Here is a 14,694-nt window from a genome sequence, read left to right on the forward strand (position 1 = left end):
TGATGCCTCATTCGAACGTGACGCCCTAGTCGAACGTGACGCCCTAGTCGAACGCGACGCCCTAGTCGAACCAGCGGTCCCGCGCCAGTTCCTCGGTGCGGGACGGGTCCTCCAGCAGCGCCGCCACCTCGAAGCGGCGCGGCCACTGGCCCGCCGCCCAGGCCAGGCCCGCCGCGACGCCCTCCAGGGTGGCCGCGTGCAGCACACCGTCGGACGTCAGGCGCCAGTCCAGCTCGACCCCGTCGACGACGAGTACCTCGTGCTCCACGTACGTCCGCGGCGTCCGCGGTCCGAGCAGGACCCGCACCGAGTCCGGTACGTCGTGCTCGACGCCCTCGGAGCTCACCTCGCCCGTCACCGACTCGCTCAGCCGCCGCACCTGGAACAGCTCGGCCAGGTCGGCGGCCCGGGCCGGGCGGACCGGCAGCAGGGGGACGCCCTCGGTGAAGGGCAGCAGGTCGGGCGAGTCGACGACCACCGCGTCGGCGGCGTCCACGACCGTCACCCGCCCGTCGACCACCGCCCGCAGCTCCTCCGGCAAGGTCACCTGCTGCGGATCCAGCTCGGCCAACGCGCCGTACAGCGCGTGCAGTTGAGCGGCCGTGACGGCGCGGTCCGGGTCGGCGAGCCGGTCGAGGAGTTCCGCGGCGCCGCCGGGCTCGTCGAGGAGGGCGGCGACCGACGTCCGTACGCCGAGGGCGCGCAGCACCTGCTCGTCGTCGAAGCCGGTGGCGTCCGCCTCGTCGTACAGGCCGTGCAGCAGCGGGTCGCCGCCCGCCGCGCGCAGACCGGCCGGGCGGCGACCGTCCAGCACCGGGTGGCCGCGCAGCCACCAGGCCGCGTAGGGGCGTACGACCTCGTGCGTGCCGTCCGGCAGCAGCACCCGCACCGGCTGGGTGAGCGCGTCCCTGAGCGGGGGCCGCGAGAGCAGGGCGAGGGCCTGCGGCCAGCGGTCGTCGTCGACCAGGTCCAGGTCCCGTACCGCGACGATCTCGGTCGCCACCGGCGGTACCGGTGTGTCGGGCAGCCGGTCGAGGACGTCCTCGCACCACACGTCGACCGCGTCGAGCAGCCCCACGTCGTCGGGTTCGGCGAAGTCGGAGTCGCGGGGCTCCAGTTCGTCCGGGTCCAGGACGACGTCGGTGGCGCGGACGAGGGCGAAATCGGCGAGCACGCCGCAGGCGGCCAGCGGCTGCTCGCCCCAGCGTTCGGCCAGGTCGGCGTCCACGAAGGCCAGTTCGCCCTCGCGCATGACGCTCGCGAACGGGCTGCCGGGCAGCGCGAGTTCCCCGGCGGGCGCGAGTTCGCCGTCCTCGTCGGGCAGCGCGAGCGCGCCGAGCCACGGCTCGTCACCGGGGTCGAGGGCCGCCTCGCGGACGAGGGCGAGCACGGTGTCCGCCAGCTCCTCCGCGTCCAGACCGTCCTCCTCCCAGCCCGCGCCCTCGTCCTCGAGGGAGGCGGCGACGGCGGCCCGCACCTGCGGGGTGGTGAGGATGGCCCGCGGGGTGGCCGGGAGCGCGCCGAGCTTCTCCAGCAGCGGATGGGCGCCGTCCGCGTGGGCGACCTTCAGTCCCAGCCGGGCCAGCGCCTCCGGAGCCACCGGCGGCCCGTCGAAGGTCGGCAGCAGGACCTGCCGGGGCCCGATCGTGGTCCGCCCGTCGGCCAGCGGCACCGGCAGCCCGGACAACCGGTCCGGGTCGACCCCGGCCAGGCTGTCGTACAGCCGCCACCACCACTCCGGCGCCTTCTCCAGCCCCGCGAGCCGGTCGATCGCCTCGGTCAGCGGCACCCGGGCCACGCCCAGCGTCCGCAGCTCCACGCGGCGTTCGAGGCCCGCGGGCAGCAGGCAGGGCAGCACCTCGGCGAGGACCCGCACGGTCCCGGTCCCGGCGCCCTCGACGATCTCGGCGTCCCGGGGGCGCAGCGCCTCGGGCAGTTCGTCGTCGTCGCCGGGCTCGTTCGCGGGCGGCAGGAAAGCGGTGCGCGGCAGCCGCTCCAGGATGGCCCCGCGCAGCGCGCCGTCCAGCTCGCCCTTGCCCAGCGGCCCCGGCACCAGGTCGAGGATGCCGGGGGTCACCGGGCGCCAATCGGCGAGGAGTTCGGCGTAGGCGTCGGCCGCGCGCTCCACCAGGAAGTCGGTCAGCGGGCCGGGCGCGGCGTGGCGGCGGCTGGTGTCCAGCGGGAACGAGGCGATGAGCAGGGCGGGCACCCCGAGCGGCTCGTCGCTGGGGGTCGGGGCGTGCACCACCGGGGCGGTGCGGGGACGGCCCGGGGTGCCGTCGGCCTCAGCGGGGACGGCCCAGGTGACGGACCAGTGGGGGCGCAGCCGCTCCTCGACCGGGCGGTCGGCGAGCAGGTCGGGGGTGAGGGGGCCGTGCTGGGAGACGGTGCGCCAGCGGGTGGTGCCGTCCCGGGAGTCCTCCACGACGGTGTCGGTGCCCTCGGTGCGGCGGACCAGCGTGCGAGGGCTCTCGTCGTGGATCTCGACGACGACCTCTTCGAGGCCGGGCAGGGCGAGCAGCAGCGCGTCGTCGACGGCCCCCAGCAGCCGCTCGGCCAGATCGGCGGCCGCCGCGTCGCGCAGCGGGAGGATGACGGCGGTGTCGTACGGGTCCGGGGCGGTGCCCTCGGCGGCGAACGGCAGCCTCAGCAGCGGTACGTGCCCGTCGCGGCGGCGGATCTCGTCGCCGAGGCCGGGGCTGTGCCGGGCGGTCTCGGTGGCGAGTTCCCGGGCCTCGGACAGGGACCAGCGCACCCCTCCGTGCCGGCCGACGACCGCGGGGTCGTCACTGACGGAGAGGACGGCCGCGAAGCCGACGCCGAAGCGGCCGACGGCCTGCTCCCGTTCGTCGCGCTTGGCGGAGGCCCGCAGGGTGGAGAGCGACTCGACACCGGCCGCGTCGAGCGGGGCACCGGTGTTGGCGGCGACGAGCACGCCCTCGCGGAGGGTCAGCCGGAGCCGTCCCGGGACCCCCGCCCGGGCCGCGGCGTCGGCGGCGTTCTGTGCGAGCTCCACGACGAGGCGGTCGCGGTAACCGCCGAGGACGAGGTCCTCCTCGGCGTTGGCGTCCTCGCGGAACCGGGCCGGGCTGGTCGCCCAGGCGTCCAGCACGCCGCGGCGCAGGCGGGCCGTGCCGAACGGGTCGCCTTCGGCTGCCGGTCGCACGAACTTGCTCACGGTTCACTCTCCCTCTGGCGGCGGGGGGCTGCCGCCGGACGAAGGTACCGTGCGGGAGCGTGGCCGACATTCGGACAGGTGCCGTCCGTCGGGCGCGCCGCTCCTGGGGCGCCGCCCCCAGGTCCCCGTATCGGCCTGAACGGGCTCGTCCTAGGTCTCCCCCAAGCTCCACGAGCAGGGGGGACCCCCAGACGGGCCGGTGATGCCGGACCAGGCTCCGGCCGTGCTCCTAGGAGTGTCCCAGCTCCGCCGACGACTCGTCCGCCACCGCCGGCACCGACCCCTCCGGCGACGGCCGCAGCGGGAACGGTTCGACCTTCGTCTCGTCGACCACCGGCGGAGCCGGGCGCGGCGTCTTCGGCATGACCGCCGCCTCCGAGTGGCCGCCGCAGCCGTACGACAGCGAGACCACGCGGCCGTCCGCCGGGGAGAACTCGTTTGCGCACACCCCGAAGGCCTGTCCGAGCGAGCCGCCGATCGGGACCAGGAAGCCGCAGGAGACACAGGAGGCGGGAGCCGCCTGTGCCATCGGCGTCTTGGCGCCGAACGCCTCCTCCCAGCGGTCGGCGGCGACGTGCAGTCCATAGCGGGACAGGACCCGGGCGCGGCGCATGCCCAGCTCCTCAGCCACCGCGGAGATCGAACCGCGCGACGGGGCGATCGGCAGGTTCGCCGGGGTCCCGCCGGTCACCTCCGCGTCCTCCGCCTCGACCAGTTCGGCCATCTCGCCGGAGACCGCCGCGTTCGGCGGCGGCTCCTCCTCGCCGGTGAAGCCGGGCTCCAGGCGCAGGTCCTCGGCGTCCGTCGGCAGCAGGTCGCCCGGACCCAGGTCGCCGGGGCGCAGCCGCTCGCTCCACGGCACCCACTCCGGGGCGAGCAGTGCGTCGGGGCCGGGCAGCAGGACCGTCTCGTCCACCGTGACGACCTTCGCGCGCGAGGCCCGCGCGACCGTCACCGCCCAGCGCCAGCCCCGGTACCCCAGTTCCTTGCACTCGAAGAAGTGCGTGACAACACGGTCACCCTCGGAGACCATCCCGGAGTGCTCGCCGACGACGCCGGGCGCGGCGGCCTCCTCGGCGGCGGTACGTGCGAGGTCGATCGCCTCGGCGCACAGGCGGTCGGGGGTGCGGCTTCGCGTTGTCGCGCTCACAGGTATCGCTTCTCTCCTACGCCGTCTCACGGGTGCGCCCTTCCTCGGCTGGGTGCGGACGGAGCGGACCTGAGGGCCGCGTCGACGTCCGCGCCCGATCGCGCTCGGGCGCACCCACACCATCCATTCTGCGGGATGGATTTCAGGCGCGCGGCCGAGAACAATCGCCACGGCGCGCTACGCACGCTACCCTCTCCGAGCCCCGGCGCCCACACCGAGTCGCTGCGCTTTCCCGGAGCCCGGCCCTCCGCATGCCGTTCCGGACGTGTCGCCGCGGCCCCTCCAGGCGGGCGCGTCCCGCCCCCTGTACGACACCGGTCGATCCCGTACGTGCGGTAACGGCACTACACCCGCGCTTCTCGGGGCACTATGACGGGGTGGCAGCCGCGAGGTCGTCCCAGGGAACCACCGGGGTCGGTGGGGTCGGGGGGCGCAGCCGAGGTGGCGGTTCGGGCCGGTTCGGCGGGCCCGTCCGCGCGGTCGGCCGTGCCGTGCGCCGTCCGCTCACCGGTGTCGCCCGCGGCATCCGGAAGGCCACGCACGCGCACGGCGCGGGCGAGTCCGGTCTCGGCAAGCTGATCGAACTGCACGCGGTGAACGGCGCCGGCGACGTCATGATCACCGTCGCCCTCGCCTCCACCGTCTTCTTCTCCGTGCCGACCGACGAGGCCCGCGGGCGCGTCGCGCTCTACCTCGCCATCACCATGGCGCCGTTCACGGTGCTCGCCCCCGTGATCGGCCCCCTCCTCGACCGCCTCCCGCACGGCCGGCGGGCCGCGATGGCGGGCGCGATGCTCGCCCGCGCCCTGCTCGCTCTGATCATCTCGGGGGCGGTGGCGAGCGGAAGCCTGGAGCTGTACCCGGCGGCGCTCGGCGTCCTCGTCGCGTCGAAGGCGTACGGCGTCGTCCGCAGCGCCGTGGTGCCACGGCTGCTGCCGCCCCACTTCTCCCTGGTGAAGGCCAACTCCCGGGTCACCCTCGGGGGCCTGCTCGCCACCGGGCTGGCCGCCCCGGTCGGAGCCGCGCTGCACGCCGTCGGTCCCAGCTGGCCGCTGTACGGCGCCTTCGTACTGTTCGTCGCGGGGACGTTCCTGTCGTTCTCGCTCCCGCCGAAGGTCGACTCGGCGAAGGGGGAGGACCGCGCGCTGCTCGCCTCGGACGAGGAGCATCTGCACGGCCCCGAGCGCAAGGCGGCCTCACGCCGGCCCGGGCTGCGTACCGTGGGCCCCGCCGTCATCCACGCCCTGGTCGCCAACGCCGCGCTGCGCTCCCTGTCCGGCTTCCTGATCTTCTTCCTCGCCTTCCTGCTGCGCGAGCACCCCCTCACCGGGGAGAGCGCGGCCGTGTCGCTGGGCATCGTGGGCGTGGCGGCGGGCACGGGCAACGCGCTCGGTACGGCCGTCGGCGCCTGGCTGAGGTCGCGCGCACCGGAAGTGATCATCGTGACGGTGGTGGCGATCGTGCTGGGCGCGGCGATCACCGCGGCGGTGTTCTTCGGAGCGTTCCTGGTGGCGTGTCTGGCGGCGGTCGCCGGGTTCGCGCAGGCACTCGCCAAGCTGGCGCTGGACGCGCTGATCCAGCGGGACGTGCCGGAGCTGGTGCGCACGTCGGCGTTCGCGCGCTCGGAGACCTTGTTGCAGATGGCGTGGGTGCTGGGCGGCGCGATCGGGATCGTGCTCCCCCTCAACGGGGTGCTGGGGCTCTCGGTCGGCGCGGCCATCGTCGCGACGGGCTGGCTGCCGACGGTACGGGCACTGCTGACCTCGGCACGGCGCGAGGGCACGGCCCCGGCCCGGGTGCCCGGGGCCTGATCGCGGGAGCGGGCGGCACGTCGTCCACCCCGCGTGGGGGGCGCTCCGGCCGTGCCCGATAGCCTTCGGCCATGACCGCACTGCGTTCCCGTCGCGCCGTAGCCGCCTTCGGCGCCGTTTCCGCCGGACTGCTCCTGCTGTCCGCCTGTGAGAAGCCTTCGCCGCTGGCGACCATCACGGTCGGCACGAACTCGGTGAGCTCCCAGACCGACTGCTACAACGACGGCAAGGAAGTCCCCTCCGCCGATCTGGCGAAGTGCCTGAAGTCGAAGGACATCAAGTCGATCAAGGTCGATCCCGACGAGACGGTCCGCTTCGGCGTCGACCCGGCCATCGCGGACAAGGGCTGGACGATCCTGATGAACGGCCAGCCGCTGACCGAGTCCAGCACCAAGACCTACCGCACGATCCCGGGCAGCGTGTTCTTCAACGCCCAGTACGGGGCGAGCGGCAACTCCACGCTCGTCTCCATCAAGGAGGGCGAGAGCAAGGTGACGGGACTGTGGTCCTTCAAGCTCGAGAAGGCTTCCTGATCACGTCCTCCCCAGCGCGGGTCCTGGTGGCCACCGCGGTCCCCGTGGAACGGGACGCGGTGGCCGGGGCCTTCGCATCCCCGGCCGCCGAGGTACGGCTCCCCGGGGTGACCCTGCACCGCACCGGCGCCTACGACCTGCTCGCCGCCGGGGTGGGGCCCGCCCTCGCCGCCGCCTCCACCGCCACCGCGCTCACCGCCGCCGCCCTCGACGGCACCCCCTACGACCTGGTCGTGTCCGCCGGCATCGCAGGCGGCTTCGCGCCCGACGCGCCCGTCGGCTCGCTCGTCGTCGCCGACGACATCGTGGCCGCCGACCTCGGCGCCGAGACAGGAGACGGTTTCCTGCCGGTCACCGAACTCGGCTTCGGGACCGTCAGCCATCGGCCGCCGGAATCACTCGTACGAGAGCTCGTCGCCGCCACCGGGGCGCCGGCCGGGACCGTGCTCACCGTCTCCACCGTGACCGGCAGCGCCGTGCGCGCCGCCGAGTTGCGGGCCCGGCATCCGCGGGCGCTCGCGGAGGCGATGGAGGGGTTCGGGGTCGCGGAGGCGGCCGCCGCGCACGGCACGCCCGTCATGGAGGTCCGGGCCGTCTCCAACCCGGTCGGCCCGCGCGACCGCGCCGCCTGGCGCATCGGTGACGCGCTCACGGCCCTCACGGAGGGCTTCGGGAAGCTAGCGCCCGTATTGGAGAGTTGGGAGTCAGCATGACCGCATCCGCCGAGCCCCTGAAGATCGCCTACTCCCCCTGCCCGAACGACACGTTCGTCTTCGACGCCCTCGCCCACGGCCGCGTGCCCGGCGCGCCGGCGCTCGACGTGAGGTTCGCCGACATCGACATCACCAACGGGATGGCCGAGCGCGGCGAGCTCGACGTGCTGAAGGTGTCGTACGCCGTCCTGCCGTACGTCCTGGACGAGTACGCCCTGCTGCCCTGCGGCGGCGCGCTGGGGCGGGGCTGCGGGCCGCTGGTGCTCACGCGCGAGGAGGGGGCCGATCTCACCGGCAAGACGGTCGCCGTGCCGAGCGAGAGGTCCACGGCGTACCTGCTCTTCCGCCTGTGGGCGGCGGACACCGTCCCCGGCGGGGTCGGGGAGATCGTGGTCATGCCCTTCCACGAGATCATGCCGGCCGTGCGGGACGGGAAGGTCGACGCGGGGCTGGTCATCCACGAGGCGCGGTTCACCTACAAGAACTACGCTCTGCACAAGCTCGCGGACATGGGCGAGCACTGGGAGGACACCACCGGCCTGCCGATCCCGCTGGGCGCGATCATCGCCAAGCGGTCGCTGGGCGCGGACGCGCTGAAGCTGCTCGCCGACTCGATCCGCACATCCGTACGGGCGGCCTGGGACGACCCCGAGACCTCACGCCCGTACGTCATGGAGCACGCCCAGGAGATGGACCCGGCGGTGGCGGACCAGCACATCGGCCTGTACGTCAACGAGTTCACCGCCGACCTGGGCGAGGACGGCTACGCGGCGGTCCGGGGCCTGCTCACACGCGCGGCGGCCGAGGGGCTGGTTCCGCCCCTCGGCCCGAATGCGCTCGCGTTCCCCTGACGGGGCCGGTGCCCTGTGCGCGTGGTCAGACGTCCAGCTGATCGGCGACCGCGCGCAGCAGGCCCGCGATCTTCTTGCCGGAGGCCTTGTCGGGGTAGCGGCCCTTCTCCAGCATCGGGGTGATGTTCTCCAGGAGGGTCGTCAGGTCCTGGACGATGGACGCCAGTTCGTCCGGCTTCTTGCGCTGCGCGGCGGCGACCGAGGGGGTCGGCTCCAGAAGGGTGACGGACAGGGCCTGGTCGCCGCGCTGGCCGGCGACCACCCCGAACTCCACGCGCTGTCCCGGCTTCAGGGAATCCACTCCGGCGGGGAGAACCGAGGAATGGACGAAGACGTCGCCGCCGTCGTCGCGGGAGAGAAAGCCGAAGCCCTTCTCGCTGTTGAACCACTTGACCTTGCCGGTAGGCACGTCTGTCCTCGTCCTCGTACTCGTCGGAAACTGCGTCTGCAAAGTGTTTCGGAAAACTGCTCTGGAGAGCACTGCAGCGGGCCGCGCGGACCCGCCGGTACCAAGGCTAATGGTCCCCGGGCCGGTGACAAGACGTCGCTGAGTGGTTCCTCGCGGTGGGAACTACCCTGGTCCAGTGCGTGACAAAACCCAAGCGAATTCCGCCGCGGCCGGCGACCGGCTGATCCGTGCCGGCGCCATCGTGTTCTTCCTCGGGGCCGTGTCCACTTTGGTCACCGTGGCCCCGTTGCTGCTGGGGACGAAGCCTTTCCCGACATACATGTACGGCCTGTGCATGCTCATGGGAGTGGGCTTCCTGATGGCCGGGGCCGGGGTGCTGCAGTCGATCGCGGAGGGGCGCAGGCAGGCGCGCGGAGCGGGGCAGCGGTAGGGGTGGCGGTAGCGGGTCGCTACCGAGCCCGGTACGTCGCGAGCCAGGCCGGGAACTCGGTGAGGTCGGCGAGGACGACGTCCGCGCCCGCGGCCCGCAGCTCGTCGGCGTCGCAGGGGCCTGTGGCGACGGCGACGGAGTGGGCCCCCGCCGCACGGGCGCCGCGTACGTCCCCCGTGTGGTCGCCGACGTAGACCGCCGCGCCGTGGTCGAGCAGGGCCTCCGCCTTGCGCTCGGCCCACAGGTCGCCGATCACCGCGTCGGGTTCGATGCCGAGGTGCTCCAGGTGCAGCTTGGCGTTGGGCTCGTACTTGGCGGTGACGACGATCGCGCGCCCGCCGGCCGCCCGTACGGCGTCGATCGCCTCGCGGGCGCCGGGCAGGGCGGGCGTCGCCGCGATGGCGATGGTGGGGTACATCTCACGGTAGAGGTCGGCCACGGCGTCGATCTCCTCGACCGGGAACCAGTTCACGAGCTCCTCCGCGAGCGGCGGCCCGAGCCGGGTGACGGCCAGGTCGGCGTCGATGTACGTGCCGGTCCGGGCGGAGAGTGCCTGGTAGCAGGCGTGGATTCCGGGCCGGGAGTCGATCAGCGTCATGTCGAGGTCGAAGCCGACGGTGAGGGCGTGAGAGGTCATGTCGGCGATTGTTCCAGGGGAGAACATGCCCAAAGGGCTCAAATCATCCCATCAGTGACATCATGAGTAGTGAATTCCGTATCACGACGGTCGTCCGACGGGACGACACCTGAGCCCTTTCCTGCCTGTCAGCACGGGAAGGCGGTGAGCACGTGAGCGACACCGAGCAGGAGCCCACTGCGGCCGAAGGGACAGAGGCGGAGAGCACCCCCGAGCAGGCGCCGGACACCGGGACGGAAGAGCCCGAGACCACTGGGGCCGAGGGCGTCGGGGGCGAGGAACCGGAAACCGCCGCGGCCGAAGAGACCGCGACCGAAGGGCCTGAGGCCACGACGGCCGGGGAGACCGCGACCGGAGGAGCCGAGGCCACCACGGCGACCGAGGAGACCGGAGAAACCGGGGCTGGGGAACCTGAGGCCACCACGGCGACCGGGGCGACCGGGGAGACCGGGGAGACCGGGGAGACCGGGGCTGAGGGACCCGCGACCACCGCGGCCGAGGACACCGGGGCTGAAGCACCCGAGACCGGCGCGGCCGAGGAGAGCGGGAGCGAAGACACCGGCACGGAGGAGTAGAGGAGCAGAGGAGCAGAGGAATAACGGAGGATCTAGTAATGAACGGCCCCGGCTCCCGTGAGCCGGGGCCTTTGCGGTGTCACCGGTGCCGCTGTGAGCGCCAGACCAGGAACAGGGCCGAGGCGACGGCGGCGCCGCGGACCACCCAGGGCCAGGTCTGGGCGATCGCGTCGTTCATGTGCCCCTCCGGGACGGGGGTGCCCCAGCGGCCGTCCGTGCGGCCCCACAGCCAGACGATGCCGGCGGCCGCGACCAGGCCGGGCATGCCCATGACCGCCCACTTGGACTCGGTGGGGGTCAGCCGACGGGAGGCCCAGGCGATGAGCCAACCGAGCCCGAGGGCGATCCAGTTGCCGAGCACGGCGCCGGCGACGAGGAGACCGGCGGCGAGGAGCAGCAGGGGGTTGCGCCATCCCGTCAGACGCGGCAGACGGGAGGCAGGGGCGGCTGCGGTCCCCTCGGCGGCGGGGGCGGCCTCCGCGGCCGGTACCGGCTCCGGGTCCTTCCGCTCGGTCTCCGGCTTCGGAGGGTCGCGCGGCGGCGGCTTCAGCAGTTCGGGGATCTCCACACCGCCGACGAACCCGGGGACGCCGTCACCGGCCTCGAACGCGCCGGCGGGCCCGCCGCCGACGCGCCACCAGTCGGGACGGACGGCGCTGTCGCCGAGCTCGTGGGCACCGGCCAGGTGGGGCGGGGAAGGGGCGTTCCGGGAGGTGTCGGCGGGCGGGGGACCGGCCGGGCGTGGCCGGGGTACGACCCGGCGCAGGCCCTTGGGAGCCTTGGGACGGCCGTCCGCGTCGTTCGCCCGCTGGACGGGGACGGAGGCGGGGCGGCTGTCGGTGGCGCCGGCGGGGGCGTCGGCGGACGCGGCGGCGACGACCTCGTCGGGGGTGCCGAGCCGGGCGAGGATCCGGCGGACGGCCGTGGGGCTGTCGACGGCGGCCTTCGCCCGCCGCCGGTCGATCTCGTTCCGCAACTCGGACACGAGGCGCATGCGCGCGGCCGACGGCAACTGGCGCTGCTGGGCCACGTCTCCGACCCGGCTCAGATAGTCGAAGACGAGCTGATCGCTCTCAATCCCCACGAAGCCCCTCCGGGGTGGCGCCGCATCTCCCCCGTACCGTACCGGGGCGAACCGCACCCGGGGGCTTCGCCCCCCGGCCCCCGGTCGGCCTTCGGCCTGAAGAGTGGGGTGGCTCGAGTGAGTGCCTCGCTGCGGGCCGCGGGTGGCTGATCGCGCAGTTCCCCGCGCCCCTTCAAGGGGCTTCGCCCCCAACCCCCGAGTGGCTCGGGAGAGTGCCCCGCTGCCGGCCGCACGTGGCTGATCGCGCAGTTCCCCGCGCCCCTTCAAGGGGCTTCGCCCCCAACCCCCGAGTGGCTCGGAAGAGTGCCCCGCTGCCGGCCGCACGTGGCTGATCGCGCAGTTCCCCGCGCCCCTTCAAGGGGCTTCGCCCCCAACCCCCGAGTGGCTCGGGAGAGTGCCCCGCTGCCGGCCGCACGTGGCTGATCGCGCAGTTCCCCGCGCCCCTTCAAGGGGCTTCGCCCCCAACCCCCGAGTGGCTCGGAAGAGTGCCCCGCTGCCGGCCGCACGTGGCTGATCGCGCAGTTCCCCGCGCCCCTTCAAGGGGCTTCGCCCCCAACCCCCGAGTGGCTCGGAAGAGTGCCCCGCTGCCGGCCGCACGTGGCTGATCGCGCAGTTCCCCGTGGCCTGGGGGGTGGGATCCTGTCGGTGGTTGCCCCGTCGGGGCACGCGGTGGGGCCGTGCCACCCGCTACCGTTGACCGGATGACGACCGAGGAGCGCTCACGTAAGGAAGCCGCCGGCACCGGTGCGCCCCGTTCGCTGGCCGAATTCCTGCGCGCCCGGGACGACGCCTCGCTGGCCGCCCTCCTCCGCGCCCGTCCGGACCTCATCACCCCGGTCCCCACCGACCTCACCCAGCTCGCCACCCGCGCCGCCACCCGCGCGAGCGTCGTCCGCGCGCTGGAGCGCCTCGACCGGTTCGCCCAGCAGACGGCGGAGGCACTCGCCGTGGCCGGGGACCCGGCGTCGTACGGCGAACTCCTCCAACTCATGACCGGTGACGGCGGCGCCGAGGCCGATCCCGTGGTCGCCGAGGCCGTCCCCCACGCCCTCGCCACCCTGCGCGAGCAGGCCCTCGTGTGGGGCACCGACGACCGGCTCCACCTCGTCCGCACCGCCCGCGAGCTGCTCGCCCCCACCCCGCAGCACCCCTCCCCCACCGGCCTCGGCCCCACCGTCGCCGAGGCCACCGCCGGCATGTCCCCGGGGCGGATCCAGGAGATCCTCACCACCACCGGGCTGCCGACCACCCACGACGCCGTGTCCGCCGTCTCCTCGCTCACCGGCCTCTTCAGCGACCGCGCCCGCATGGCCGCGCTCCTCGCCACGGCACCCGCCGAGTCGCTCGAGGTGCTCCACCGGCTGGTGTGGGGGCCGCCGTACGGGCAGGTCACCCCGGACCCCGCCCCACGTCTGCGCTGGCTCCTCGACCGCGGTCTGCTGCTGCCCACGGCACCCGGCACCGTCGTGCTCCCCCGCGAAGTCGCCCTGCATCTGCGGTCCGGGCGGGCGCACCGCCGTCCCGAGCCGCTGCCGCCCGCCGTGGAGCCCGCCGCCACGCACCGTCCACAGGTTGTGGACGCGACCGCGGCCGGTCAGGCGTACACGGCGCTCGCCACCGTCGAGGAGCTGCTGAAGGACTGGGACGAGGGCGGGCCGTCCGTGCTGCGGGCCGGCGGGCTCAGCGTGCGGGATCTGAAGCGGACGGCCGTCGCCCTCGACGTGCCGGAGCCCGTCGCCGCCTTCTGGGTGGAACTCGCCTACGCGGCGGGCCTGCTGGCCTCGGACGGCGAGGCCGACGAGCGGTACGCGGCCACCCCGGCCTACGACGAGTGGCTGGAACGCCCCGCCGCCGAGCGGTGGACCCGGCTCGCCACCGCCTGGCTGGCCGCCACCCGCACCCCGGGTCTGGTCGGCGGGCGGGACGCCAAGGACCGCGCCCTGTCCGCGCTCGGCCCCGGTCTCGACCGCTCGTCGGCGCCCGAGGTCCGCCACCGGGTCCTGACTCTGCTCGCCGGGCTGCCGGAAGGCGCCGCGGCCACCCCCGAGTCGATCCTGGCCCGGCTGCGCTGGAGCGGCCCCCGCGCGGCACCCGGCCCGCGGCCGTCCAGCCCGCCGCCGCCCAGCCCCCGGCCGACGACCTGCGCACCCGCCTCGCCCAGTGGACCCTCTCCGAGGCGGAACTCCTCGGCGTCACCGGCCGCGGCGCCCTGTCCGCCCACGGCCGCGCCCTGATCGGGGAACCCTCCGGTCACACTCCGGCCGTCGAGCCCGCCGCGACCGGGCCCGGCGACAAGCTCCCCGTCCACCACCAGCACCACCGGCCCGCCGCGCCCCGCGCCCCGCTCACCCCCGCCGAGCAGGCCGCGGCAGCGTCCCGCGCGGCCCGCCTGCTCGCCCCGCTGCTGCCCGAACCGCTGGACCACGTCCTGCTGCAGGCCGACCTCACGGCGGTGGCCCCCGGCCCGTTGCAGCGCCCGCTGGCCGACGTGCTCGGCGTGCTCGCGGAGGTGGAGTCGAAGGGCGGCGCGACCGTCTACCGCTTCACGCCCGCCTCCGTCCGCCGCGCCCTGGACGCCGGCCGCACCGCGTCCGACCTGCACGCCTTCCTCGCCGCCCACTCCCGCACGCCGGTACCGCAGCCGCTGGCCTATCTGATCGACGACGTCGCGCGGAAGCACGGTCACCTGCGCGTGGGCGCAGCCTCGGCCTATGTGCGCTGCGACGACGACGCCCTGCTCAACGAGATCCTCGCCGACAAGCGTTCGGCCGCCCTGCGCCTGCGCCGCCTTGCCCCGACCGTCCTGGCCGCCCAGACCGACCCGGCGACCCTCCTGGAGGGGCTGCGCGCCATGGGGCTCGCCCCGGCCGCCGAGTCCGCCGAGGGCGACGTCCTGATCGCCCGCGCCCACGCGCACCGCACCCCGCCGCGCACCCCGCCCGAGCCGGTCCCGGACGGCCCGCCGCCCCCGACGCCACCCTCCTCACGGCCGCCCTGCGCGCCATCCGCGCCGCGACCTGGCCTCCACGGCCCCCCGCAAACCCACCGCCCCCGCCACCGGCGGCGACCTCCCGCGCACCACCTCCGCCGAGACCCTCGCCACCATGCAGGCCGCCGTGCTCACCGGCGACTCCCTGTGGATCGGCTACGTCAACGCCGAGGGCGCCGCCAGCCAGCGCGTCATCGCACCCATCCGCGTGGAGGGCGGCTACGTGACGGCGTACGACCACACGGCGGACGAGGTCCGCACCTACCCGCTGCACCGGGTCACGGGGGTCGCGGAACTCGCGGACGACCAGGAGTGACCGTCCGCGAGCCGGCCT

At 74.6% G+C, this 14,694-nt stretch carries 11 protein-coding genes and 1 pseudogene; 7 read left to right on the plus strand and 5 right to left on the minus strand.

Going from position 1 to position 14,694, the window contains the following annotated elements:
* Positions 1-61: 61 nt before the first annotated feature.
* Both N8I84_RS18700 and N8I84_RS18705 read right to left on the minus strand, forming a co-directional pair.
* A complete protein-coding gene (locus tag N8I84_RS18700) occupies positions 62-3,178 on the minus strand; it encodes a sacsin N-terminal ATP-binding-like domain-containing protein (protein WP_263230609.1) in 3,117 nt (1,038 codons plus the stop codon).
* Positions 3,179-3,407: 229 nt separating this feature from the next.
* Positions 3,408-4,328: a DUF3027 domain-containing protein gene (locus N8I84_RS18705; RefSeq protein WP_263230610.1), complete on the minus strand. Its 921-nt coding sequence runs from the start codon at positions 4,326-4,328 to the stop codon at positions 3,408-3,410.
* Positions 4,329-4,705: 377 nt separating this feature from the next.
* On the opposite strand from N8I84_RS18705, the gene N8I84_RS18710 reads away from it, so the two are divergent.
* From N8I84_RS18710 to N8I84_RS18725, 4 genes are all read left to right on the plus strand, one after another.
* Entirely contained in the window at positions 4,706-6,139 is a 1,434-nt protein-coding gene (locus N8I84_RS18710) for an MFS transporter (protein WP_263230611.1), read from the plus strand.
* A gap of 71 nt (positions 6,140-6,210) precedes the next feature.
* Positions 6,211-6,672, plus strand: a complete 462-nt coding sequence (locus tag N8I84_RS18715) for a DUF2771 domain-containing protein (RefSeq protein WP_103845157.1) — start codon at positions 6,211-6,213, stop codon at positions 6,670-6,672.
* Positions 6,642-7,385, plus strand: a complete 744-nt coding sequence (locus tag N8I84_RS18720; RefSeq protein ID WP_263230612.1) for a futalosine hydrolase — start codon at positions 6,642-6,644, stop codon at positions 7,383-7,385. Before N8I84_RS18715 ends, N8I84_RS18720 begins: the two co-directional genes overlap by 31 nt.
* Positions 7,382-8,236 (plus strand): 1,4-dihydroxy-6-naphthoate synthase, encoded by an 855-nt coding sequence (locus N8I84_RS18725; protein ID WP_263230613.1) that lies wholly within the window; start codon positions 7,382-7,384, stop codon positions 8,234-8,236. The genes N8I84_RS18720 and N8I84_RS18725 overlap by 4 nt, the downstream gene beginning before the upstream one ends.
* Before the next feature lie 25 nt (positions 8,237-8,261).
* Here N8I84_RS18725 and N8I84_RS42745 read toward each other — a convergent pair whose 3' ends face one another.
* Entirely contained in the window at positions 8,262-8,645 is a 384-nt protein-coding gene (locus N8I84_RS42745; protein ID WP_103845154.1) for a cold-shock protein, read from the minus strand.
* A gap of 175 nt (positions 8,646-8,820) precedes the next feature.
* Between N8I84_RS42745 and N8I84_RS18735 the strand changes: the two genes are divergently transcribed.
* A complete protein-coding gene (locus tag N8I84_RS18735; RefSeq protein WP_263230614.1) occupies positions 8,821-9,075 on the plus strand; it encodes a hypothetical protein in 255 nt (84 codons plus the stop codon).
* Between the two features lie 19 nt (positions 9,076-9,094).
* On the opposite strand, the gene N8I84_RS18740 is transcribed toward N8I84_RS18735, so the two are convergent.
* Entirely contained in the window at positions 9,095-9,712 is a 618-nt protein-coding gene (locus N8I84_RS18740; RefSeq protein WP_263230615.1) for an HAD family hydrolase, read from the minus strand.
* Between the two features lie 152 nt (positions 9,713-9,864).
* On the opposite strand from N8I84_RS18740, the gene N8I84_RS18745 reads away from it, so the two are divergent.
* On the plus strand, positions 9,865-10,287 hold the full coding sequence (locus N8I84_RS18745) for a hypothetical protein (protein WP_263230616.1): 423 nt from the start codon (positions 9,865-9,867) through the stop codon (positions 10,285-10,287).
* A gap of 79 nt (positions 10,288-10,366) precedes the next feature.
* Here N8I84_RS18745 and N8I84_RS18750 read toward each other — a convergent pair whose 3' ends face one another.
* The gene (locus N8I84_RS18750; RefSeq protein WP_263230617.1) at positions 10,367-11,371 is read right to left on the minus strand and encodes a hypothetical protein; all 1,005 of its coding nucleotides are present in this window, start codon (positions 11,369-11,371) and stop codon (positions 10,367-10,369) included.
* A gap of 701 nt (positions 11,372-12,072) precedes the next feature.
* Between N8I84_RS18750 and N8I84_RS18755 the strand changes: the two are divergent.
* Positions 12,073-14,676 (plus strand): annotated as a pseudogene (locus N8I84_RS18755) (helicase-associated domain-containing protein).
* Positions 14,677-14,694: the final 18 nt, after the last annotated feature.

This window comes from Streptomyces cynarae, from assembly GCF_025642135.1.
Lineage (GTDB): Bacteria > Actinomycetota > Actinomycetes > Streptomycetales > Streptomycetaceae > Streptomyces > Streptomyces cynarae.

Excerpts from the sequence above, each read along its gene's own strand:
- N8I84_RS18740 (WP_263230615.1), bottom strand. The coding sequence starts at position 9,712 with ATGACCTCTCACGCCCTCACCGTCGGCTTCGACCTCGACATGACGCTG.
- N8I84_RS18715 (WP_103845157.1), top strand. The coding sequence starts at position 6,211 with ATGACCGCACTGCGTTCCCGTCGCGCCGTAGCCGCCTTCGGCGCCGTT.
- N8I84_RS18725 (WP_263230613.1), top strand. The coding sequence starts at position 7,382 with ATGACCGCATCCGCCGAGCCCCTGAAGATCGCCTACTCCCCCTGCCCG.